18 protein-coding genes and 1 pseudogene are annotated in these 23,325 nt (G+C 58.2%); 16 read left to right on the top strand and 3 right to left on the bottom strand.

Annotated features, from left to right (window positions below; all coding sequences use genetic code 11):
- On the top strand, nt 1-366 hold a 366-nt coding region (locus tag PROAA_RS03390), incomplete at its 5' end, for a sugar nucleotide-binding protein (protein WP_186409984.1).
- Nucleotides 367-403: 37 nt separating this feature from the next.
- On the opposite strand, the gene PROAA_RS03385 is transcribed toward PROAA_RS03390, so the two are convergent.
- Entirely contained in the window at nt 404-1,252 is an 849-nt protein-coding gene (locus PROAA_RS03385; protein WP_186409983.1) for an HTD2 family dehydratase, read from the bottom strand.
- A gap of 380 nt (nt 1,253-1,632) precedes the next feature.
- Here PROAA_RS03385 and PROAA_RS03380 point away from each other — a divergent pair, with 380 nt between their 5' ends.
- The 6 genes from PROAA_RS03380 (at nt 1,633) to PROAA_RS03355 (ending at nt 8,285) form a co-directional block, all read left to right on the top strand.
- On the top strand, nt 1,633-2,820 hold the full coding sequence (locus PROAA_RS03380) for a CaiB/BaiF CoA transferase family protein (RefSeq protein WP_222102074.1): 1,188 nt from the start codon (nt 1,633-1,635) through the stop codon (nt 2,818-2,820).
- Between the two features lie 24 nt (nt 2,821-2,844).
- A complete protein-coding gene (locus PROAA_RS03375; protein WP_186409981.1) occupies nt 2,845-4,071 on the top strand; it encodes a CaiB/BaiF CoA transferase family protein in 1,227 nt (408 codons plus the stop codon).
- A 41-nt stretch (nt 4,072-4,112) separates the two neighbouring features.
- Nucleotides 4,113-5,333: a 2-methylfumaryl-CoA isomerase gene (locus tag PROAA_RS03370; RefSeq protein WP_186409980.1), complete on the top strand. Its 1,221-nt coding sequence runs from the start codon at nt 4,113-4,115 to the stop codon at nt 5,331-5,333.
- A 65-nt stretch (nt 5,334-5,398) separates the two neighbouring features.
- Nucleotides 5,399-6,442: an HpcH/HpaI aldolase/citrate lyase family protein gene (locus PROAA_RS03365; protein ID WP_186409979.1), complete on the top strand. Its 1,044-nt coding sequence runs from the start codon at nt 5,399-5,401 to the stop codon at nt 6,440-6,442.
- A 32-nt stretch (nt 6,443-6,474) separates the two neighbouring features.
- On the top strand, nt 6,475-7,533 hold the full coding sequence (locus PROAA_RS03360) for a MaoC family dehydratase (protein WP_186409978.1): 1,059 nt from the start codon (nt 6,475-6,477) through the stop codon (nt 7,531-7,533).
- A gap of 302 nt (nt 7,534-7,835) precedes the next feature.
- Entirely contained in the window at nt 7,836-8,285 is a 450-nt protein-coding gene (locus PROAA_RS03355; RefSeq protein ID WP_186409977.1) for a MaoC family dehydratase, read from the top strand.
- 131 nt (nt 8,286-8,416) lie between these two features.
- Here the strand turns inward: PROAA_RS03355 and PROAA_RS03350 are convergent, their stop codons facing one another.
- On the bottom strand, nt 8,417-9,196 hold the full coding sequence (locus tag PROAA_RS03350) for an enoyl-CoA hydratase/isomerase family protein (protein ID WP_186409976.1): 780 nt from the start codon (nt 9,194-9,196) through the stop codon (nt 8,417-8,419).
- 542 nt (nt 9,197-9,738) lie between these two features.
- On the opposite strand from PROAA_RS03350, the gene PROAA_RS03345 reads away from it, so the two are divergent.
- The 5 genes from PROAA_RS03345 to ccrA are packed head-to-tail and all read left to right on the top strand — an operon-like array spanning nt 9,739 to nt 17,725.
- On the top strand, nt 9,739-11,181 hold the full coding sequence (locus PROAA_RS03345) for a DUF6986 family protein (protein ID WP_186409975.1): 1,443 nt from the start codon (nt 9,739-9,741) through the stop codon (nt 11,179-11,181).
- Between the two features lie 33 nt (nt 11,182-11,214).
- On the top strand, nt 11,215-12,876 hold the full coding sequence (locus tag PROAA_RS03340) for an acyl-CoA dehydrogenase family protein (protein ID WP_186409974.1): 1,662 nt from the start codon (nt 11,215-11,217) through the stop codon (nt 12,874-12,876).
- 43 nt (nt 12,877-12,919) lie between these two features.
- Complete coding sequence (locus PROAA_RS03335; protein ID WP_186409973.1) at nt 12,920-14,938, top strand: protein meaA; 2,019 nt, start codon at nt 12,920-12,922, stop codon at nt 14,936-14,938.
- A 7-nt stretch (nt 14,939-14,945) separates the two neighbouring features.
- Nucleotides 14,946-15,944 (top strand): ArgK/MeaB family GTPase, encoded by a 999-nt coding sequence (locus PROAA_RS03330; protein ID WP_186409972.1) that lies wholly within the window; start codon nt 14,946-14,948, stop codon nt 15,942-15,944.
- A 32-nt stretch (nt 15,945-15,976) separates the two neighbouring features.
- Complete coding sequence (ccrA, locus tag PROAA_RS03325; RefSeq protein ID WP_186409971.1) at nt 15,977-17,725, top strand: crotonyl-CoA carboxylase/reductase; 1,749 nt, start codon at nt 15,977-15,979, stop codon at nt 17,723-17,725.
- Between the two features lie 132 nt (nt 17,726-17,857).
- Here the strand turns inward: ccrA and PROAA_RS03320 are convergent, their stop codons facing one another.
- Nucleotides 17,858-18,361, bottom strand: a complete 504-nt coding sequence (locus PROAA_RS03320; protein WP_186409970.1) for a MarR family winged helix-turn-helix transcriptional regulator — start codon at nt 18,359-18,361, stop codon at nt 17,858-17,860.
- A 535-nt stretch (nt 18,362-18,896) separates the two neighbouring features.
- Between PROAA_RS03320 and can the strand changes: the two genes are divergently transcribed.
- From can to PROAA_RS03300, 4 genes and pseudogenes are all read left to right on the top strand, one after another.
- Nucleotides 18,897-19,559: a carbonate dehydratase gene (gene can / locus PROAA_RS03315; protein ID WP_186409969.1), complete on the top strand. Its 663-nt coding sequence runs from the start codon at nt 18,897-18,899 to the stop codon at nt 19,557-19,559.
- Nucleotide 19,560: 1 nt separating this feature from the next.
- Nucleotides 19,561-20,241, top strand: a complete 681-nt coding sequence (locus PROAA_RS03310) for a histidine phosphatase family protein (protein WP_186409968.1) — start codon at nt 19,561-19,563, stop codon at nt 20,239-20,241.
- A gap of 194 nt (nt 20,242-20,435) precedes the next feature.
- Nucleotides 20,436-21,413, top strand: coding sequence for an NADPH:quinone oxidoreductase family protein (locus PROAA_RS03305; protein WP_186409967.1), 978 nt, complete (start codon nt 20,436-20,438; stop codon nt 21,411-21,413).
- A 142-nt stretch (nt 21,414-21,555) separates the two neighbouring features.
- Nucleotides 21,556-23,208, top strand: a pseudogene (locus PROAA_RS03300) (electron transfer flavoprotein-ubiquinone oxidoreductase); the annotation flags it as partial.
- Nucleotides 23,209-23,325: the final 117 nt, after the last annotated feature.

Below are 23,325 nucleotides of genomic sequence, written 5' to 3'. Positions count from 1 at the left end.
ATCGACGACCAGATCGGTGCGCCGACCGGCGCCGAGCTATTAGCCGATGTGACGGCTCACGCCCTGCGGACAGTCGAGAATCGCACTGAACTGGCCGGGATCTATCATCTGGCTGCGGGTGGCGAGACAAGCTGGCACGGCTATGCAAAATTCGTGATCGAACAAGCCCGCCACGCGGGGCAACAGGTTCGGGTTGCACCGGAAGCCATTGAGGCCATTCTGACCAGCGACTACCCGACACCAGCCGAAAGACCGCTCAACTCGCGACTCGATACCCGCAAGTTACAGGCAACATTTGGATTGATCCTGCCCGAATGGAAGACCGGCGTTGCGCGGATGCTGACTGAGGTTATTGGGCAAGCGTAGGATTGGATCACGGAACTCGGCCCTCAATACCCTGGTTCTAGGCGAATTCCGCGCTGGCACTCATTGCCACCGATCCGTCCGGCCCATGCGCTTCCAGCGACACGCGGTCGTCGTTCGGTATGCCGACCAAGCGGAACGGCGCCAGGTCGAAAAGGGGAGCTAAACCGCGGAAGCTGAACTTGCTCACCGGCCGCGCCGCATGATGGCGCACCAGTTCCATCAGCAGAACGGCGGTCAGCGGCCCGTGTACGACCAGACCCGGATAACCCTCTTCGCTGGTCGCGTAGGGGCGGTCATAGTGAATCCGGTGGGCGTTGAAGGTTAGTGCTGAAAAGCGGAACAGCAATCTCGGGTCGGGCGTTACTATTTTCGTCCAGGCATTTTCGGCAGCGGGTGACCACGCGATGACCTGCGGGTTGGCAACTGCGGCCCCGGGTTCCCGGTAGACGATGTCCTGCTCTTCCTCAAGGCACAGCACATCATTCTGGTAATAACTGCAAACGACCGAGACGAAAGCCAGCGAGCCTGAGCGGCCTGACTTCTGCTTGATGTCGCGAATCACCGCTTCGCGGCGAGCGGGCTGACCGATGATCAAGGGTCGGTGGAATTGCATGCGCGATCCGGCAAACATCCGCCTCGGATAAGGGATCGGCGGCATGAAGCCGCCACGCTTTGGGTGTCCGTCGATATCAAGCTGCGATTGCGGCGCTCGGGGAAGAAAGTAGAACCAGTGCCACAGCGGGGGCAATGCGCTCCCATTCTCGAATCGAGTAAGCCTATCGTCGAGCGTCGCTGCCGCAGCCAGTGTAGGTGATACGCTCAAGTCGTCATCCGTAGCCTCTTTACGGCCAATCCATTCAGCGAAATCTGTTGTCGATTCGGTCATCAACCTGTTCCTTTCGGGTTTTCCGGATAAGGTTGGCAAGTTAAACACAGCCGGTTTTCTAACTCAAGTTGCTTGATGAATTTTGCTCGGACCGGACGAAACAGTAGGATAATCCGCCGTTGGGATAGCCGTTTGCTCATTTGCTATTGAATTTATGTTTTGCTATATTTCGCAACCCCGCTTGGCGGGAATTGGCGGTATTGAAGCGTTTCAAGGCATTGCAGTCGAGAGGAACTACTATGAAAAAGGGAGCTGGAAGCGCGAAGTCTGAATCTGCGACCGCTGTGGACGAATCATCCGTCAGTGCCTCAGGCACGAACACTGATGCTTCTCAGGCGGGCCCTGACCAGGATCGCTCGCCCGATACAGAGAATCTGCCGATGAGCGGTATTCGCGTCATCGACGTCGGAACCTTCCTGGCAGGACCGTATGCAGCGTCGATGCTAGGCGAGTTTGGTGCCGAAATTCTCAAGGTCGAGCACCCAATCAACGGCGACCCGATGCGAAGATTCGGCACCGCGTCGAAGCGCCACGATGCGACATTGGCCTGGCTCAGCGAAGGCCGCAACAAGAAATCGGTCACCATGGACCTGCGCCAGCGGGAAGGCGTCGAACTGTTTCTGAAACTGGTCGCCAAGTCCGATGTGCTGATCGAGAATTTCCGGCCGGGAACGATGGAGGAATGGGGTCTCGGCTGGGATGTGCTGAGCAAGGCCAATCCGGCGCTGGTGATGCTCCGTGTTTCGGGGTACGGGCAGACCGGACCTTATCGCTCGCGCTCGGGATTCGCGCACATAGCCCATGGCTTCGCCGGTTTGTCCTACCTTGCCGGCTTCCCGGGTGAAACCCCGGTGGTTCCCGGCACCACCCCGCTGGGTGACTACCTGTCCAGCCTCTATGGTGCCATTGGTATACTCTTGGCATTGCGTCACAGTGAAGCGACCGGCGAAGGGCAGATCATTGATATCGGTATTTACGAGGCCGTTTTCCGCCAGATGGACGAGATCGCCGCAGCCTATGGCATGTTTGGCAAGGTTCGCCAACGCGAAGGCGCGGGCAGTTTCGTTGCCGTCCCGCACGGACATTTTCGCACCATAGATGACAAATGGGTTGCCATTGCTTGCACCACGGACAAGATGTTCGAACGCATTGCGGAGGCGATGGGCAGGCCGGAACTTGCTTCGGCCGAGTATTATGGAAATCAGCGCAAACGCTTGGCGGCACGCGATGAAGTTAACAGGATCGTCATTGAGTGGGTCGGTTCGCTGACTCGGGACGAGATCATGAAGCTCTGTATCGATGGTGAAGTGCCGATCGGCAAACTCAACAGCATTGCCGACATCTTTGAAGACGAACACTTCCTGGCGCGCGGCAATCTGGCGCATATCAAAGAAGATGGCGTGGGTGATGTGGTGATTCCGGGAGTCGTGCCGACACTGTCTGAAACGCCCGGCCGGATTTCCAATCTCGGGCCACCACTGGGTAACGCGACCTACGAAGTTCTGCGCGAGTTGCTCGGAATTACAGGACCGGAAATTCAGCGCTTGCGGCAACGCAAGATCATCTGATCATTTCATCGCACAAGGATTCCCATGAACACAGAGCAGACCGAAACCAGGCTACCGCTCGAAGGCATTCGTGTTATCGATGCGGCCACGGTCATTGCTGCGCCTTACAGCGCCTGCATCCTCGGTGAATTTGGCGCCGAGGTCATCAAGGTTGAAAACCCCAAGGGCGGTGATCCCATGCGTTACTTCGGTACGCCGACCAAGCGCAAGGATACGCTGGCCTGGCTGAGCGAAGCACGTAACAAGAAATCGGTGACGTTGGACCTGCATTTGCCCGAAGGCGTCGAGTTATTCAAGAAGCTGATCGAGAACTCGGATGTGCTGTGCGAAAACTTCAGGCCCGGTACGCTCGAAAAATGGGGGCTTGGCTGGGAGGTGCTGCACAAGATCAATCCCCGCCTGATCATGCTGCGTGTTACCGGCTATGGTCAAACCGGCCCTTATAAGGACCGGCCTGGTTTTGCCCGCGTTGCGCACGCTGTCGGTGGAATCGCTTTTCTCTCGGGCATGCCGAGGGGAACGCCGGTTACACCGGGGTCGACCACCATCGGTGACTACCTGACCGGACTCTATGGCTGCATCGGCATATTGATGGCCTTGCGCCATCGTGAACGTACCGGCTGCGGACAGTACATCGACGCCGCACTCTACGAATCGGTGTTTCGTTGCACCGACGAGTTGGCGCCGGCTTATGGCATGTACGGAACGGTGCGTGAGCGACATGGGCCGACGCACAACGATTTTGCATGTCCGCATGGCCACTTCCCGACCAAGGACAACGGCAAGTGGGTGGCAATTTCGTGTGTGACTGACAAACTGTTCGAGCGGCTGGCAGCCGCCATGGGTCGCCCCGAACTGGCCGCCCCCCACGTTTTCGGGGACCAGAAGGTGCGCATGGAGCACCGTCACGACGTCAACGAGATTGTCCGCGACTGGTGCGGTTCGCTACATCGCGAAGAGCTGCTGGCGCGCTGCTTTGCCGCTGGTGCGCCAGCTGGTCCGCTGAACAGCATCGCCGATGTTTTCGGTGACCGTCAGTTTCACTCGCGACGCAATCTGGTGGCCATCGACGAACCGGACATCGGCGAGACGGTCATTGTGCCATCGGTGATGCCACGCCTTTCGGTAACGCCAGGGCGCATCAAGCATCTCGGTCCGAAACTTGGCCAGAATACTGATGAAGTCCTGTCCGGACTTCTCGGACTGGAACCGCAAGAGATCGAAGAGCTGCGCAAAAAGCGTGTGATCTGAAACCACTCTAGCTGAGCACCACTTCGGAATAGGTAGACAGGATGGATGGAATTCTCAAAGGTTTGCGTGTCGTCGAGGGCACGGCTTTTGTCGCCGCGCCACTGGGCGGCATGACTCTGGCGCAACTGGGCGCCGATGTCATACGTTTCGACCCGCTTGACGGCGGGCTTGACAACAGCCGCTGGCCGCTGACGCTGGATGGCAAACACAGCCTGTTCTGGGCCGGCCTGAACAAGGGCAAGCGCTCGATCGCTGTCGATTTTCGCAAGCCGGAGGGACAGGAGATATTGACTCGGTTGATCTGCGCGCCGGGTGAAAATGCCGGCCTGTTCAGCACCAATTTTCCGGCCAAGGGCTGGCTCAGCTATGAAACGCTGAAAGCCCATCGTCAGGATCTGATCATGATCAACTTTCTCGGTCGTCGTGATGGTGGTTCGGAGGTCGATTACACGGTAAATCCTCAGGTCGGGCTGCCTTTCTTGAATGGCCCGATCAATTCGTCGGAGGTTGTGAACGACGCGTTTCCGGCGTGGGATTACACCAGTGGCCACATGATCGCCATTGGCCTGCTCGCTGCCGAAAGGCATCGACGCCTGACCGGCGAAGGGCAACTTGTGCGTTTGTCGCTGAAGGATGTGGCGCTGGCGATGCTCGGCAACCTTGGCTTGCTCGCCGAAGTGATGGTCAATAACGCGGACCGGCCCAAGTACGGCAACTATCTCTATGGGTCTTTCGGACGTGATTTCAGAACGCTCGACGGTAAACGTCTGATGATCGTTGGCCTGACCGACATGCAGTGGCGTTGCCTGACCAAGGCTACCGGCCTCCAGGATGCAATTGGTGAACTCGGTGTCCGGCTTGGCCTTGATCTGACTGACGAGGGCAATCGATTTCGTGCTCGCCAGGAGATCGCGGCGCTCATGGAGCCCTGGTTCCAGGCCCGCACAATGGCTGAAGCAGCCCGGATTCTCGATGCCAATCGAGTCACCTGGGGTCCTTACCGTGGCGTCAGGGAAGCCATCGCCACCGATCCGGATTGCTCGCTCGACAATCCGATGTTCTCGACCGTCGACCAGCCGGGTATCGGTTCCTATCTGGCGCCAGCCACACCGCTTGATTTCAATTACGTACCCCGTTTGCCGGCAAAGCTGGCGCCAGTACTCGGGGAGCATACCGACCAGATTCTGCTCGACATACTCGGTATGAGCGAGGGCGAAGTCGGCCGTCTGCACGATCAGGGTATTGTCGCCGGGCCAGGTTGAAACACTGCGTGTAGCATGATCGCTCCAACCAATCCACCACCGCTGTCTAGATTAAGGAAACTGCCATGAAGCTACCCGTCCATTTCTACAAGCCGCTTGCCATTGGCGCGCCACAGCCCTTGCGTGAACTTCCGGTGAGACCGGAACGAATGATTCATTTCTTTCCGCCGCACATCGAAAAAATCCGCTCCAAGGCGCCCGAGACCGCCAAACAATGCGATGTCATGTGCGGCAATCTTGAGGACGCCATCCCGATCGAATCCAAGGACGCTGCGCGCGCCGGCTTCATCGAATTGCTGAGCAACAACGATTTCGGCGACACCGGGATGTGGGTGCGCATCAATGCCTTGAACAGCCCCTGGGTTCTCGACGACTTGAGCGAGATCATCAAGCACGTCGGAAACAAGGTCGATGTCATCATGCTTCCCAAGGTCGAGGGGCCGTGGGATATTCATTTCGTTGACCAGTATGTCTCGCTACTCGAAGCCAAGTACGCGATCAAGAAACCCATTCTGTTGCACGCTCTTCTCGAAACGGCACAGGGTGTGACCAATGTCGAAGCCATCTGCGGCGCAAGTCCGCGCATGCATGGCTTGAGCCTCGGCCCGGCCGATCTGGCCGCTTCGCGCGGCATGAAGACAACCCGCGTGGGTGGCGGACATCCCGGCTACGGTGTTCTGGTTGACGAGGAAGAAGGCAAGAGCCAGCGGGCGTTCTATCAACAGGATCTCTGGCATTACACCATTGCGCGCATGGTTGACGCCGCCGTGGCGCACGGTCTGCATTCGTTCTACGGACCGTTTGGCGATCTCAAGGACGAAGCCGCCTGCGAATCGCAGTTCCGCAATGCCTTCCTGATGGGCTGCTCGGGCGCTTGGTCGCTTGCGCCGAATCAGATCGCCATCGCCAAGCGGGTATTCAGCCCCGACGTCAAGGAAGTGCTGTTTGCCAAACGCATACTTGAAGCGATGCCGGATGGCAGCGGTGTTGCGACGATTGACGGCAAGATGCAAGATGACGCTACTTGGAAGCAGGCCAAGGTTATCGTCGATCTGGCGCAACTGGTCGCCAAAAAGGATCCGGAGCTGGCCGCAGCATACGGCTGGTAGGGCTTAACTCAGCACACGGGAGTGAGAATCGAATGAGCGCGAAGAACAGGTTGGGCAACTACTTTGAGGACTTCAGTATTGGGCAGGAGATCGTCCATGCGACGCCGAGAACGGTGACCGAAGGCGATGTGGCTCTTTACACAGCATTGACGGGCTCCCGTTTCGCCGTCGGTTCGGCGGATGCCTTCGCGCTCGGTCTGGGCTTTCCGCGATCGCCGGTGGACTCCATGCTGGCTTTCAACATCGTGTTCGGCAAGACCGTGCCCGACATTTCCCTGAATGCCATTGCCAACCTCGGCTACGCGTCGGGGCGCTTCGGACAACCGGTCTATCCGGGGGATACGCTGTCCTCCACCTCGACGGTAATTGGCCTGAAGGAGAATCGCGACGGCAAGACAGGCGTCGTGTATGTGAACTCGCGCGGGACCAATCAGCGCGGTGAGATGGTTCTCGACTACTGTCGCTGGGTCATGGTACGCAAGAAGGATGCCGCCTCCCCCGCCCCAGCGGCGGTGGTGCCGGAGCTTCCCGATTCTGTCGCGGCGGCGGATCTGGTTGTCCCGGTGGATTTAGAAATTGAAAAGTATGACTGCGCGTTGGCCGGCAGCACCGACCTGTGGAACGATTATCAGGTCGGCGAACAGATCGATCACGTAGATGGCATGACCATCGAGGAAAGCGAACACATGATGGCTACCCGGCTGTACCAGAACACGGCCAAGGTGCACTTCAACCAGCATGCCGAGAAATCGGGACGATTTGGCCGCCGTATCGTGTACGGTGGTTACGTCATCAGTATGGCGCGTTCGCTGTCCTTCAATGGACTGGCGAATGCCTTCAGCATCGCGGCGATCAATGCTGGTCGGCACGTATCCCCGGCGTTTGCCGGCGATACGATTTATGCCTGGTCGTCGGTGGTCGACAAGATGGCGTTGCCAGGCCGAAACGATCTCGGCGCGCTTCGCTTGCGCACCGTGGCGACCAAGGACCGTCCTTGCGCTGATTTCCCGTACAAACTCGACGACGGCAGCTACGACCCGAGCGTCCTCCTCGACTTTGACTACACGGTATTGATGCCGAGCAGAGCGTAGCCGTTTTTTTGGATGCTTAGTACACGCGGGTAGGCCACGCGGTGAGGTCTGCCCGGCGAGCAATTCAGGCGTGCAAGACGCAAGGGGCATGGTCAAGACTGGCCGATTTCTGCGCATTCCTCGGGGTTGGCTTCCCGGATTGACGCTCGTTTCGGCCTCCCGGGTGTTTGACCTGGATGTCCATATCATGGATACTCTGCGTTCCGGAACAGCAAAAATCCCCTAGGCGCAGGCGATAGCAAGCGCCTTTTTTACCCTGAGCGCGGCAAGCCCGCACCGATAACCATTAAGAAAGGCCTTTCATGAATCCCCAGAACGGTTACGACATTGAGGAGTTGACTGTCGGCATGAGCGCAGAAGTCGCTAAGACCATTACTGATGCGGACCTCGTCCTGTTCGCTGGCGTATCGACGGACGTCAATGCGGTCCATATGGATGAAGATTTCGCGAAGACGACGATGTTCAAGGGCCGTATCGCGCACGGCATGCTGTCCGCCAGTCTCATTTCAGCGGTGCTGGGCAATCGTTTGCCCGGGCCAGGCTGCATTTACATGAACCAGTCCTTGCGTTTCCGGGCGCCGGTTCGTCCCGGAGACACCGTACATGCCAAGGTGACGATCAAGGAAGTTGTTGCCGAAAAGGGCCGCGTCGTGCTCGATACCGTGTGTACCGTTGGTGAAACTGTGGTTATCGATGGTGAGGCGACATTGATGCCGACTTCGAGTCGCAAGCGCGAAGCGGCCGGCAAGTAGTTCGCCAATTGCAGTTGTTCATCAAGGCGACCTGCCACGCGGGTCGCCTTTTGCTTTTCGGTTCCGGCGTTCGGCCTTTGTCGGAATTGCTAATCGACGATGGCCTCTGCAGCGATCTTGCGCGTAGCTGGTCAGTGTCCGGTGAAGCGTGGCGGGCGCTTTTCGAGAAAGGCGGCGAGTCCTTCAGCGTAATCGTCGCTGTCAACGAACGCGAATGAGGCGCGTTTTTCGCCTTCGCTGAGCTGCGCCGGGTCCATCAACCGCTCAATCCACTGCTTGTGCCATCTTGCCACCAACGGGGCGCCCGAGGCGATGCGTTGCGCTGTGGTCATCGCTTCAGTTTGAACATCGTCGTCTGACACTACGCGCGTCAGCAAGCCCTTGCTCAGTGCGTCGGCGGCGGTCAGCAAACGCCCCTCCAGCAGGATTTCCTTGGTCAGCGCGGGGCCGGCGAGCGCCAGCAAGCCAGCCAGTTCGCCGGGGTACATTGAAAACCCGAGCTTCATTACCGGTGCGCCGAAGCGGGCCGATTGGCCGGCAATCCTCAGGTCGCAGGAACAGGCGATTTCCAGTCCGGCACCTGCACAGGGCCCCTGAATCGCTGCAATGGTGGGCTGGGGAAGTTGCTGGATAGCCTGCAACACCTGCCCAACCGACTCGTGATAAGCCAGCGCGCTATCCACGGTGGCACGTGCTTCGCGCAATTCCTCTATATCGCCGCCGGCGGCGAATACCTCGCCTGCGCCGCGCACGATCACGCAACGAATATCGGCATCTTCCGCAAGCCGCAACATGGTATGCCGCAGTTCCTGCCACATGGTGGCGTTCATGGCGTTGAGCTTGCCAGGATTGGAGAGTGTCACTGTAGCGATAGGGTCTGTACGATCACAATGTACGGTGGCGATAGTCATCGGTATGCGCTCTTTCATGGACTGGTTGTGTGGAAGCTACGTTCGCTCGCAAACGGGACGCCTACCGCCGCTTTTGTGGGGGCCGATCAACAGCTCTGAGCCGTTCCGACCAATCGCAACGGCGTCGATCTTTCATGGCGAATCGCGTAATTATGCGCCTTCTGACAGCTCCGCGGGCCGCTTGTGCGCTTTAACGTGATCTTGGCGAAAGGGAACCGAAGTTGATGCCCATTTTCTGTGCATTATTCTCAAAAAATGTTGCAGAGCAACATCATCAGGCGTTAGAATGAAATCGCATATTTGGGATCCACCCGACTTCAGTTGTAGTGATGCAGCCTCCCTCTTGCAGCGGCTTGTTTCCTCCGGCGCGCGAGGGTTTCTTGGCTGGTTTGTGTCATTACGCAAGCGCGCATTCGTGGCAACATGGGCCATTGTGCGTGTTGTACAGCATCACGAAGGGCGATCGAACTTCTGTCCGGTCCAGTGAAATTCTTGCAAGCAACAATCAATATGGTTTTTGGCAACGATTAGGGAGATAACACATGAAACTCACGCTCACCCATGATGAAATGAATGCCTATTGCAGCGAGCTGCACGACTCCAATGCGGCATTCAATATCCATTATCCGGCGGATTCTTTTCATCGGCAGCCGGTTCATACGGTTTACGGAGGCGCGAACCTGTTCAAGGCCGGATTTTCCGCCAAGTTGGGTGAGGTCGCGCTCAAGACTCTGGAAACCCATGCGCCTACTTACAGTGTCTTTGCCCGTGCGTTGGGTATGCCGCGCGCGGATACGTTGCCGACGGATCCCACCGAACTGGCGAATCTGACCCGCGCGCTGGAGACCAACCCCGAGCTGGTACGCGAAACCAAACAGGCCGCCTGGCTGGCATATACGGTATATAACCGCGTCGTGAAGAAGCTGCAAACCGAGCCGATCGAGGACAACCGCATCGATTTTGAGGACGGCTATGGTAATCGTCCTGACGAAGAGGAAGATGCGCATGCCATCGCGGCCGCAGATGAAGTCGCCAAAGGGATGAGCGAGAATATTCTGTCGCCCTTCATCGGTATCCGCATCAAGACGTTTTCAGATGAGTGCAAGGTTCGGTCGATCCGCACGCTTGACCTGTTCCTGACCCGTCTGGCCGAGAAAACAGGCAGCAAACTGCCAAACCACTTCATCGTTACCCTGCCGAAGGTCAATACCCCGACTCAGGTTTCCACATGCGTCAAGGTTCTCGAGAAGCTCGAAGCCAAGTTGGGCTTTGCCAAGGATTCGCTGAAGATGGAAATCATGATCGAAACGACCCAGTCGATCATCAATCACAAAGGAGAAAACACGGTTCCGTTGCTGGTGGCGGCTGCCGGCGGGCGTTGCCGCTCGGCCATTTTCGGGACGTACGATTACACAGCCTCCTGCAATATTACGGCCGCGCACCAGAAGCACACGCACCCGGCCTGCGACTTCGCACGCCATGTGATGCAGGTCAGCCTGGCGGGAACCGGCATCACCATCAGCGACGGTGCGACCACCAGCATGCCGATCGGTCCGCATAAGGCCGGTAAAGACGACGTGCTGACTTCCCAGCAAAGGTACGAAAACCGCATGGTGGTTCATGGCGCGTGGAAGCTGCACTACGACAATATCGTGCACTCGCTTGCCCATGGCTACTATCAGGGCTGGGATCTGAATCCGGGACAGTTGCCGATTCGCTATGCGGCCATGGATGCATTCTTCCTCAGTGGATTGCAGGATGCCTCGGCTCGACTGAACGCATTCCTGAACAAGGCCGCGCAAGCCACGCTGGTGGGCAATACCTTCGACGATGCGGCAACCGGCCAGGGGTTGCTGAACTTCTTCTTGAGAGGAATGGCGTGCGGGGCGATCACCGAGCAGGAGGTTCTGGCGACGGGAATTACCTTGGACGAATTGCGCTCCCGTTCGTTTGTTCGAATAGTCAATAATCGGACCAAGAAATAGTGGCCCATTGAATGTAAATCAGGGAGATCAGTCATGACCGCGGTCAAGAGTGGAATGCAAGGTGCAGTGCAGCATGTCGGATCAGCCGACGCGCTGATAAAGAAGTCGCTGAGCTGGGTGAAGCAGCAATGCCTCGGCGGCAAGGGGGTTTCGGGCGAAAAGCTGGATGAACACCAAATGGCCAGCTTTGATCTGGCCTGGTGTGCTGCCGAGGCGACTGCGGCGCGTTTTGCCTTGGAGTATGCGGAAAAGATGGCCGCTGCCAGCGCTTGCCTTGAAGAACGGATGGCTCTGGTTTTTTGTGCCGAGGCCTTGCAGAACATTCACAATCGTTTGCGGGCCCGACCGCAGAATTTCGGTCTGAGCGAAGCGGACGTCGCGTCTTTCGCTTCGCCCGCACTCAGCAGTTTCTGTCAGACGCAACTGGACGCAGGCAATCTGGATGCACTGGGCAAACTGGTCTCTACCCTGGATGGTGCCAGCGGCGCCTACCTGCTCGGCGACGATGCAACGATGATGCAGGACTCTTTCCGCAAGCTGGCGACGAACGTCGTGATGCCGCTGGCTGAGGAAATTCATCGGGAAGACCGGATCATTCCGCCGGAAATCTTGGAGCCGCTGACCGAAATGGGCTGTTTTGGCCTGTCGATTCCCGAGCGGTACGGTGGCATTCAGAGCGACGATCATGAAGACAACATGGGGATGATCGTGGTGACTGAGGAGCTTTCGCGCGGCTCGCTGGGCGGGGCGGGCAGTCTGATCACTCGTCCGGAGATCCTCAGCCGATCCCTGCTCAAAGGGGGGACCGAAGCTCAGAGAGAAAAGTGGTTGCCACAAGTTGCGATGGGTCAGCCCTTGTGTGCCATCGCCGTGACCGAACCGGATACCGGTTCGGATGTCGCTGCGATGCGCCTCAAGGCGACGAAATGCGACGGCGGGTGGGTGCTTGACGGCGCCAAGACCTGGTGCACCATGGCTGGAAAGGCAGGGCTGCTCCTGGTCCTGGCTCGCTCCAACCCCGACAGTTCGCTCGGCCACAAGGGATTGAGCATGTTCCTGGTCGAGAAGGACTCGTACGAAGGGCACGACTTTGAATATCGTCAACCGCAGGGTGGAGTGCTGACAGGACGAGCGATTGCGACGATTGGTTATCGCGGGATGCATTCCTACGAGGTGTTTTTCGACCATGTGTTCGTTCCGGACGAAAATCTGGTCGGCGGGCCGGAAGGCGAAGGGAAAGGGTTTTACTTCACGATGGCTGGATTTGCCGGCGGGCGTATTCAGACCGCCGCGCGTGCCATAGGCGTGATGCAGGCCGCTTTCGAAAAGGCTGTTTCCTATTCGCAGGAGCGGAAGGCTTTCGGCAAGCCGATCGGCGATTTTCAACTCACGCGCGTCAAGCTCGCGCGGATGGCGACGCTGCTTACCGTATCGCGCCAATTCACCTACGCCGTGGGCCGATTGATGGACCAGGGTAAGGGTCAGATGGAAGCCAGCATGGTGAAATTGTTCACCTGCCGGACAGCCGAGTGGCTCACGCGTGAAGCGATGCAGATTCATGGTGGCATGGGTTACGCCGAGGAAACGTCGGTCAGCCGCTATTTCCTGGATGCACGCGTACTGTCGATTTTCGAGGGAGCCGAGGAAACTCTGGCGCTGAAGGTTATTGCGCGCTCGTTGATTGACGCTGTGTAAGCAGGTCTTCAAACCGATTCTTGATCAGCAAAAGGGAATAGTCATGGCTTCTACCCAGAAAAAAACGGATCGACCGTGGTTGATGCGGACCTATAGCGGGCACAGCTCTGCCAAGGCGTCAAATACTCTCTATCGAACCAATCTCGCCAAGGGCCAGACGGGACTCTCGGTTGCCTTCGATCTGCCGACGCAGACGGGCTATGACGCTGACAATCCGTTGGCCAAGGGCGAGGTCGGCAAGGTTGGCGTGCCTATCTCGAACATCGAGGACATGGATCAGTTGTTCGATCAGATTCCGCTCGATCAAATGAACACGGCCATGACCATCAATGCCACGGCGCCATGGTTATTGTCGCTGTACATCGGATTGGCGCAACGGCGGGGCATCGATCCTAAACTACTGAGCGGCACAACCCAGAACGACATCATCAAGGAGTATCTCTCGCGCGGTACCTACATCTATCCGCCGGGCCCGTCGATGCGTCTGATCGCCGATACGATCAACTACACCGTAAAGAATGTTCCGAAGTGGAATCCGACCAATATCTGCAGTTACCATTTGCAGGAAGCGGGTGCGACTCCGGTTCAAGAGCTGGCCTACGCCCTGTGCACTTCGATGGCGGTTCTCGACAGGGTGATGGCTACCGGCGAGATTGCAGCGAGTGAATTCTCGCAAGTGGTCGAGCGGATCTCTTTCTTCGTTAATGCCGGCATACGCTTCATTGAAGAGTGCTGCAAGATGCGGGCGTTTGGCGAAATGTGGGACGAGCTGACCTTGACCCGATACAAGGTTGAGGATCCCAAGCTGCGCCGTTTCCGTTATGGCGTGCAGGTGAATTCACTGGGGCTGACCGAGCCGCAGCCGGAAAATAACGTGCAGCGAATCGTTCTGGAAATGCTGGCGGTGGCGCTCTCAAAGAACGCAAGAGCGCGCGCCATCCAGCTTCCGGCATGGAACGAGGCCATGGGCCTGCCGCGCCCCTGGGATCAGCAATGGGCTCTGCGGATACAGCAGGTGATGGCATTCGAAACCGATTTGCTTGAGTACGCGGATATTCTGGACGGGTCGCCGGTGATTGCCGCCAAGGTCAAAGAACTGATCGAGGGCGCCAAGGCGGAAATCGCGAATGTTGAAGCACAGGGCGGGATAATCGCGGCGATTGAGTCCGGTTACGTCAAGCGGGAACTGGTTGCCAGCCACATGAACAGGTTGCGCGCCATCGAATCGGGCGATCTGAAAATCATCGGTGTTAACTGTTTCAAGGAAACGGCCGAGTCGCCACTGACCATGGGTGGCGATGGCAGCATCATGAAAACCAATCCGGCGGCCGAGCGAGAGCAAATCGAACGGCTGCAGGCACATCGGAAAAACCGTAACGACGCCGATGTTCGGGCCGCCTTGCAGGGCCTCGCCGATGCCGCCAAGAGTGACGAAAACATCATGCCAAGCTCGATTCGCTGTGCGCTGGCAGGCGTCACGACGGGCGAATGGGGCGATTCATTGCGAGCGGTTTTCGGCGAGTTCAGGCCGCCGACCGGAATCGACATTGCCATCGACAGCCGCGAAGTTCTGGGCAAGAAGGACCAAGTCACCGAGCTCAGGGCGCGCACTGCCAATACTGGCAAGGCGTTGGGCCGACCCCTGAAATTGTTGGTCGGAAAACCGGGGCTGGACGGGCATTCCAACGGCGCGGAGCAAGTCGCCGTCAAGGCCAGGGATGTCGGCTTCGAAGTCGTCTACGATGGCATCCGGCTGACCCCGCAACAGATTGCCCAGGCGGCCCAGGAGGAAGGCGTGCATATGGTCGGTCTGTCGATTCTTTCGGGAAGCCACATGGAGCTGGTGGAATCCGTTTTGCAGGAACTTCGTTCGCGCGATCTGGCGAATGTGCCGGTGATTGCCGGGGGGATCATCCCGCAGGAGGATGCCGAGAAGCTCAAGGCACTGGGCGTACGCGCGATTTATACGCCCAAGGATTTCAATCTGAATACGATCATGGCGGATATGGTGGACGTGATCCGTGAAAGCAACGGGCTCGAACGGCTTGGGCTGCTGCAGTGACGGAGAAATGAGCCTAACGAATCTTCCCGATCCCGAGCAGTTGGCATTACGGATACAGCGCGGTGAGCGAGCGGCGGTTGCCAGTGGCCTGAATCTGCTGGATAACAAGCTGGCCGACGCGCGTGCCTGTTCGGCGCGGCTCTTGGCGTCATTGTCCGGCGAGCGATGGTTGAATGAAGGCCACCTGATCGGGGTTACCGGCCCTCCCGGCGCCGGGAAGTCTTCTCTGGTTAGCGCGATGATTCGCGAATGGCGCTCATCGGGCAGGACGGTCGGCGTGCTTGCGGTGGACCCTTCAAGCCGCCCCGAACAGGGTGGTGGTGCATTGCTCGGCGACCGCATCCGCATCAAGAATACGACTCATGACGAGGGTTTGTTCATCCGCTCGCTGGCCAATCGAAACCAGATGGGCGGGGTAGCGACCGAGGTATGGCCGATGAGTTGGCTGATGTTTTCCTGCTTCGATATCGTCGTGATCGAGACGGTCGGTGTCGGCCAGACCGAGATCGATATTGCCGAGATCGCCGACACCGTTTGTTATGTGGCTCAACCCGCCTCGGGCGACGCTATCCAGTATCTGAAGTCTGGTATTATCGAAATCCCGGATGTTTTCGCGGTCAACAAGTCCGACCTTGGCGCTCCAGCTCGCAAGACGGCCGCCGAGCTTGGTCGTAGCGCGCCTCGGCAGGATCGTCGTGAGGACTGGGACTACCCGGTGTGCCTGGTGAGTGCGACGATGAATACTGGGATCAAACAGTTCCAGGACCATATCGACAGGCACCGCAGTTATCTCGTCAATGCCGGCTTGTTGGGCAAACTGCGCACCCGCCATCACAACGCCTGGGTGATGCGCTTGTTGAAAGAGGAGTTCGGAACATTTGGGCTGGATCTGGCTGGTGGCCCCGCCGCCATAGGCATACGCCTGAGCGAAAATCGATCCGGCCAGTTCCTGGAGTATGAACGAATGCGGCAGCACATTATGTCCAGTTTCAAGTCGTCGGATTGATCAAGTAGTTCAACCAAAGAAGGAGCATCCTGATGAGTAAGCAACTGTATGAAGTAGGTGAACAGCCCCCCGTGGGTGAAGTTCCGGAAAAAATGCACGCCTGGTTGGTCCGTGCGGACCGCTTTGGCAAGCCCACCGAGGCATTCCAGAAGGAAGTGGTAGCTACGCCGTCAATCGCCGATGACGAAGTGCTCGTTTACGTGATGGCGGCGGGCATCAACTACAACAACGTTTGGGCGGCCATGGGCATTCCCGTCAATGTTATTGCCGCGCGCAACAAGAACGGCGAACCCGAAGACTTCCATATCGGCGGCAGCGATGCGTCCGGTATCGTCTACAAGATCGGCAAGGACGTGACCAACGTCAAGGTCGGCGACGAAGTGGTGATGCATTGCGGAACCTTTGACCGCAATTGCGCGTGGGTCAAGAAGGGCGGTGACCCGATGTATTCGCCTTCGTTCAAGATCTGGGGTTACGAGACCAATTACGGCAGCTTCGCCCAATTCACCAGGGTGCAGGGCCATCAATGCATGCCCAAACCCAAGCATATGAACTGGGAAGAGTCTGCCGCCTATGCGCTGGTTGCGGCAACCGCCTGGCGGATGCTGCATGGCTGGGAAAGTAGTTCGGTCAAGAAGGGCGACGTCGCCTTGATTTGGGGCGGTGCAGGCGGCTTGGGTTCGATGGCGATTCAGATCGCCAAGGCCGTCGGCGCAACTTCGGTGGCCGTGGTTTCCGGTGAGGACAAGTACGACTACTGCATGAAACTGGGCGCGAAAGGCTGCATCAACCGTAATGAATTCGATCATTGGGGTATGTTGCCGCACTGGAAGGACAACGCCGGTTACGCGAAATGGCTGAAGGGCGTGCGTGGCTTTGGTGCCAAGATCTGGGAAGTGCTGGGTGAGAAGAGGGCGCCGAACATTATCTTCGAACACCCCGGCGAAACGACCATTCCGTCTTCGATTTTCGTTTGTGAAACCGGCGGTATGGTGGTGGTTTGCGCCGGCACCACCGGTTACAATGCAACGGTCGATTTGCGCTACCTGTGGATGCGGCAGAAGCGCTTGCAAGGTTCGCATTTCGCCAATACCGTGCAGTGTAACGAGATGAACCAGTTGGCATTGAGCGGTCAGCTTGATCCCTGTATGTCGCGGGCGTTCACCTATGAAGAATTACCAGTTGCGCATCAGTTGATGGCTGACAACAAACATCCACATGGCAACATGTCGGTGCTGATTGGCGCCCCCGGGTTTGGTCTCGGTGCGAGCGGCAAGCCGGCTGTGACGACTGTGCATCCGACCCTGCCCAAGGGCGATGTGCATACTACGCCGCATCCGTACCCGATGTCCGAGCCGTTGCCCAGTATTGAGCCTGCCGAAGCCTTGACCATTGCCGACGACGGCACCAAGGTTCGCGACTTGATGCATCGCGGCATTATTTCCTGTACGCCGGATGATACGGTTGGCGCTGTGGCCAAGATCATGGTGGACAAGGAGATTCACGCGGTAGTGGTTATGGAGCAGGGCAAGGCCACCGGTGTCGTATCGCAGACCGATATGGTGCTGGCGCGTCAGGGCCGGACGCCGGATCAGGCGCGGTCGATGAAGGCCAGCGAAGTCATGACTCCCGGCTGCGCGACTTGCGATGCGGATATGCTGCTCAGCGATGCAGTCAGTCTGATGACTGGCCGTCGCATGCATCGCCTGGTAGTAACCGAGAAGGATCAGCCGGTCGGCGTGATTTCCATGACCGACGTGGTACGCAAGATCATCGGCTAGTAGTGCGGTTTTGCCGCGGAGCCCGATACAGGCATTCTGTATTGGGTCGTGGTGAAGTAGTTATAGGGCGCGGGCTGTCAGACCGAAGGAAGATTTCGGGCAGGCAGCCCGCGTTGTTTTTGAAGCGGCGAATCAGTTAGCGTGGTTTCCGTCGTATGGCGCCGTCTCCGCAACGGCTGGAATTGGTCGCTGGTCGAATTCAAGTGCAGTTGACAGGTTGGACTTCACTGTTTGCAGCATCTCGGACAGGCTCTGTTGCTGTTCGGCTGACAGGCCGTTCAGCATTTCCGTGCGACTGTGGAGAATGACTGTTTCGACCTGCGCAAGCAGTTGTCGCGCCTGGTTGGTCAGATAAATACCCCACACACGACGGTCCCCGACAATCGGACGTCGTTCGATCCATCCGCTTTTTTCGACCTGATCGATCAACCGACCTGCAGTGGACTTCTCGATTTCCAGTTTGCTGGATATCTGCGACTGGGAAAGACCTTCTTGGTTGGAGAGGATCGCCAGGATTGACCATTGCGCTCGTGACAAGCCTAGCGGCTGCAATCGACGGTCGATCAGTTTTCGCAGCAATCGGGCAGAGTCAGTGAGGAGAAAACCCGTGCCTCGCTGCGAATCGTGGATGATCATGGATGCGACCTCAGTGACGATCAAGTGATGGCATTCGTCTGCCGTCGATTGGCGCGGCTTTTAGCGCAGGCATTACCGGTAGACTAACCCAGAACTCTCGTCAGGCGGCGAGCGTGCCCAGACCGGCAAGGTGGATCATAGAAGCTTCCGCAAGACGATTGAGGATTGAGGGCGCGTCTCGTCGGTCCCAGAAAGCCAGAAATCTTTAGTAAGCTTGCTTATTGTATGTTGACTACTGGTTAGTTGAAAAGGTAAAATTTTGCGTCAGATGAAGGAGATACCGAGCGCGTTGCTTCATCGAAGACCGGTTCGACGTTCTACCCGCCGGTTTCTGTCGCGATTGCCATGGCCGATGCGTGATTGAAGGCGGGGAAGCGCCTGATACCCGGTGTTTCCTGTCTGAACCGGCGCCCGGACGATCATCGAAATCTACCGGACGCCGAGTAGAAAACGAGGTTTGACCACTCGGACAAGGTAGTCGAGAAGCTGACCGAGCTTGCCAAGCGTTTCCCTTTAATCATGGAATGACTTCAACATGAAATACCTGCCGGAACTGTTTGCCGCCAACACCCGTTGGGCAGAAGAGACACGAGCAGCCGATCCCAATTTCTTCTCGGGACTGGCCAACCTGCAACGTCCGGAATATCTGTGGATCGGTTGTTCCGATAGCCGGGTACCGGCCAATCAGATCACAGGCCTGAAACCGGGCGAAGTCTTCGTGCATCGCAACGTCGCCAACGCGGTCGTGCATACCGATCTCAACTGCCTGTCGGTGATGCAATACGCGATCGATGTGCTCAAGGTCAGGCACATCATTGTCTGCGGTCATTACGGCTGCGGCGGTGTCAGGGCAGCTCTGGAAGGGCCTTCGCTGGGACTGATCGACAACTGGTTGCGCCATATTCAGGACGTGCGCGATCGACATATGGAATTCCTCGCCGCGCTGTCGGACGATACTGCCCGCTGGTGTGCCCTGTGCGAACTGAACGTCATCGAGCAGGTGCGCAATGTTGCCCGCACAACGCTGGTCGGCGACGCATGGCAGCGCGGCCAGCCACTCATGCTACATGGATGGATCTATGGTCTGGAGGACGGACGTCTGCAAGACCTGCAGGCCTCGTTGGACAATGCCGGCGAAGGGGATACGGTCGTCGCTCAGGCGGTGGCTACGACCCGCTCGCGTTATTCAGCCAGCTGATATGCCAACGAGAATCTACCTGGTGCGTCATGGTGCCACCGATCTCACTGCAGAAGACCGGTTCGCGGGTTCGTCGGATGTGGCTCTGTCCGACGAGGGCCGCAAACAGGCGGCGTGCCTCGCGGAGCGCCTGAAGGGGCAGCAACTGGACGCCGTCTATGCCAGTCCGCTACAGCGCACCATGGAAACCGCGCGCACTCTAGCGGGTCCGCACGGCCTGCAACCGATCGCCGAACCGGGATTGCGCGAAATCGACTACGGTCACTGGGAGGGACTCCGCCGATCCGAGGTCGAGAGCGCGTTCCAGGCCGAGTACGCCATCTGGCAGGAGGATCCGTTCACCATAGCGCCATTGGATGGCGAATCCGGGGTCAATGTGCTCAATCGTGCATTACCCGTGATGCGGGGGATCGTCGAACGTCATCGCCGCCGCAGTGTACTCGTCGTATCGCACAAGGGAACCAATCGTTTGCTGATCAGCAGCCTGCTGGGTTTCGACATGCGGGGCTACCGCGACCGGCTGGACCAGAGCCCGGCGGCATTGAACATCCTCGACTTCATGAGCGAGGTGCGCGCCCGCTTGCGCTTGTTCAACGATGTTTCACATTACGAGAATTTACCGGAGCGTATCCTGACTGAACGCTTGTCAAGCTGGTGGGGAAATCCCCAAGGGACAAAGTAAACGTAGCCCCGGTCTCGACTCAGACCGCGATTGGAATGGAATTCACTAGCCCAGTCATGCACGGTTGGCCATATCGCAGTCCAAGGATGGCGCCGAGCGCCTCCCCTCCTGTTCCGGAACGGATACACTAGTCGTCTGCCTCGTCCCGCAGGACGAAGTACGGTCTTTTGTTCAACGATGGAGGATTCACAACCATGCGAGCCGTCGTCTGCCATGAATTCACCGGGCCAGCTGCCCTGCGGCTGGAGGATATCCCGGAGCCGCGGCCCGGTACCGGCCAAGTGCGTATCCTTGTGGAGGCCTGTGGCGTCAATTTCGCCGATAGCCTGATCTCCCGCGGACAATATCAGAAGCAGCCACAACCGCCGTTCAGCCCCGGCTTTGAAGTCTCTGGCAAGGTGCTGGAACTGGGGGCAGGAGTGGAAGAGCTGAAAATCGGGGATCGAGTGATCGCCATGACGCCGCACGGTGGCTATGCCGAGCAGGTTGTCGCGGACAGCAAGCGCTGCGTGCAAATGCCGGCGACAATGTCCTGGCAGGATGGCGCCGCTTTCCCAGTGGTGTTTGGTACGTCCCATATCGCCTTGTGGCATCGGGCACGCTTGCAGGCTGGAGAGACGCTGGTGGTGCATGGTGCGTCAGGCGGCGTTGGACTGACCGCCGTAGCCGTCGGCAAGCTGTTGGGCGCGACGGTCATCGCCACAGCTAACGGGCCGGGAAAGCTTGAAGTCGCGCGGGAACACGGAGCGGACCATCTGATCGATTCCGGGCAGGAGGACGTGCGCTTGCGGATTAAGGAACTCACCGATGGCCGCGGTGCGAACGTGGTTTACGATCCGGTCGGTGGTGAGTTGTTCACCGCGTCGCTGCGCAGCATCGCCTTTGAAGGTCGCATTCTGTTGATCGGTTTCGCGAGTGGCACCGTGCCGCAGATTCCCGCCAACCATCTGCTGGTCAAGAATGTGGATGTGATCGGCGTTAACTGGCCGGCCTATGCGGAACTGCATCCCGAGGTGATGACCGAGAGCTTCCGGACGCTGATTCAATGGTATCTGGACGGTGCGATCAAGCCGCACATTTCGGCAAGTTATCCACTGGAACAGGCGGTAGAGGCGCTCAATCAGGTTGTGAGCCGCAAGTCCACCGGTAAGGTCGTCATCGTTCCGAAGTAGGGCTGTTGAGCAGTAGAGGAGTCATTCGTTTTCGGCTCTTTTCCCGCTGCATCAGGGCCGACGCCGCCGATGCCGACTTCCTGCATTGGACGTAATATCTTAGAATCGCTTATATACCCGACAACAGACTACGGACGCGAGGAGCAAGATGCAACGAGAATCCATGGAATACGATGTCGTTATCGTCGGTGGCGGCCCGGCCGGGCTGTCTGCCGCGATCCGCCTCAAGCAACTTGCCGCTGAAAAGGAAGGTGAGATCAACGTTTGCCTGATCGAGAAAGCGGCTGAGATCGGGGGGCATATTCTTTCTGGAGCAGTTCTCGATCCGCGAGCGCTGGCCGAGCTCTTTCCCGATTGGGAGTCCCTGGGCGCACCGCTCAAGGCGCCGGTCAGCGAAGACCGCTTTCTGATGCTCAAGGAAGGCGGTGGCTTTCAGATACCGAACTGGATGTTACCCGGCTGCTTTCACAATGCGGGCAACCACGTGATCAGTCTGGGCAATCTCTGCCGCTGGCTCGGCGAGCAGGCCGAAGCGCTCGGCGTCGAAATCTATCCCGGTTTTGCCGGTGCCGAGGTGCTCTACAACGAGGAAGGCTCGGTCAAGGGCGTGGCCACCGGTGACATGGGTGTGCTCAAGGATGGCAGCCAGGGCCCGGCCTACCAGCCCGGCATGGAACTGCTCGCCAAATACACCTTGTTTGCCGAAGGTTGTCGCGGCCACTTGGGCAAGCAACTCGAAGAGAAATTCAATCTGCGCGAGAACGCCGAAGCGCAGGTTTACGGCATCGGTCTCAAGGAACTCTGGGAAGTCAAACCGGAGAAGCATAAATCCGGGCTGGTCATTCATACCGGCGGTTGGCCGCTTGACCCGCAGACGTACGGCGGCGGCTTCATGTACCACATGGAAGACAATCAGGTATCGGTCGGCTTCGTCGCCGGACTCGGCTACAGCAACCCCTATTTTTCGCCCTATGAGGAATTCCAGCGTCTGAAAACCCATCCGGCGCTGCGCACGTTTCTCGAAGGTGGCAAGCGCATCGCCTATGGTGCCCGTGCCCTCGCCGCCGGCGGTCTGCAATCGCTGCCCAAGCTGATTTTTCCCGGCGGTGCGCTGATTGGCGACGATGCCGGCTTCCTCAACGCCGCTCGCATCAAGGGCTCGCATTGCGCCATAAAGACGGGTTCATTGGCAGCGGAGGCCTGCTTCGACGCCGTTGCGGCCGGCCGCAGCAGTGATGAACTGGACGCGTATCCCGAAGCCTTCCGCAGCAGCTGGCTGTTTGACGAGCTGCACAAGGCACGTAACTTCAAACCCTGGATGGCAAGAGGCTTGCATCAGGGCAGTCTGCTATTCGGCATCGACCAGATCGTGTTCCGTGGCAAGGCGCCGTGGACATTGCACCACAGTGCCGCAGACCATACCAAGCTGAAAAAAGCGGCCGATTGCCAGCCCATCGCCTACCCCAAACCCGATGGCGTCATTACCTTCGACCGACTGTCGTCGGTCTATCTCTCGAATACCAACCATGAGGAAGACCAACTCTGCCATCTGACGCTCAAGGATGCCGCGCTGCCGATCACGGTCAACCTCGCGCTCTATGACGCGCCCGAGCAGCGTTACTGCCCTGCCGGGGTGTACGAAATCGTACGCGATGATGCCGGCGACAATCCCCGCTTGCAGATCAATGCGCAGAACTGTGTGCATTGCAAGACCTGCGATATCAAGGACCCCACGCAGAACATCACGTGGGTGGTACCACAAGGCGGCGAGGGGCCGAATTATCCGAATATGTAGCTTTGGTTCCTCAGGCCGGTATCAGCGTTGACTTTCAGTCTTCGCTGACGCCGTCCCCTGCTCACCCCAGCGCGTTGGTCAATGCGGGAGCCAGCTCGAACAGATCGCCGACGAGGC

This window comes from Candidatus Propionivibrio aalborgensis, from assembly GCF_900089945.1.
Classification (GTDB): domain Bacteria; phylum Pseudomonadota; class Gammaproteobacteria; order Burkholderiales; family Rhodocyclaceae; genus Propionivibrio; species Propionivibrio aalborgensis.
This window is presented reverse-complemented; position numbering and strand designations above follow the sequence as displayed.